Annotated in this window: 1 protein-coding gene and 1 pseudogene; both read right to left on the bottom strand. The window is 63.4% G+C overall.

Translation table 11 applies throughout. From position 1 onward, the window contains the following. Positions 1-125 (bottom strand): annotated as a pseudogene (locus F6X40_RS41720) (Hsp20/alpha crystallin family protein); the annotation flags it as partial. A 114-nt stretch (positions 126-239) separates the two neighbouring features. Then, positions 240-388 (bottom strand): Hsp20/alpha crystallin family protein (locus F6X40_RS41715; protein WP_187630955.1); only part of this gene is annotated, 149 nt, incomplete at its 5' end.

Raw genomic sequence — 388 nt, 5'->3', positions numbered from 1 at the left:
GTCAACGTGAGCACACCGTTATCAAATTTTGCCAATGCGTGATCGGGGTCGGCGTTTTCCGGCATCGGAATCGTGCGCATGAAGCTTCCATAGGCGCGCTCGAGCCGGTAGCAGCCGTCTTCCTCGCCGCGCCAGCATTCTCACGTTTGACGTCCCGCATCCGGGCCTCCGCAATCGGAAGGTGGCGGCCAGACGACCGCCACCTGTTTTCTCGCCGTTGTTGCTGTCCACTGCCGACCTCAGTCCGTCCGCACCTCGATGCGGCGCGGCCGGGCTTCGTCGCGGCGCGGTATCGTCAGTTTCAGCACGCCGTCCTTCAGGTTCGCATCGATTTTCGTTGCGTCGAAGTCAGCCCCGAGAGCGAACGCCCGCGCGAAATGCGGCTGGC

Origin of the sequence: Paraburkholderia sp. UCT31, assembly GCF_014397655.1 — a bacterium.
GTDB classification, from domain to species: Bacteria; Pseudomonadota; Gammaproteobacteria; order Burkholderiales; family Burkholderiaceae; genus Paraburkholderia; species Paraburkholderia tuberum.
The sequence above is the reverse complement of the archived record's forward strand: the minus strand, read 5'-3'. Positions and strand labels throughout refer to the sequence as shown.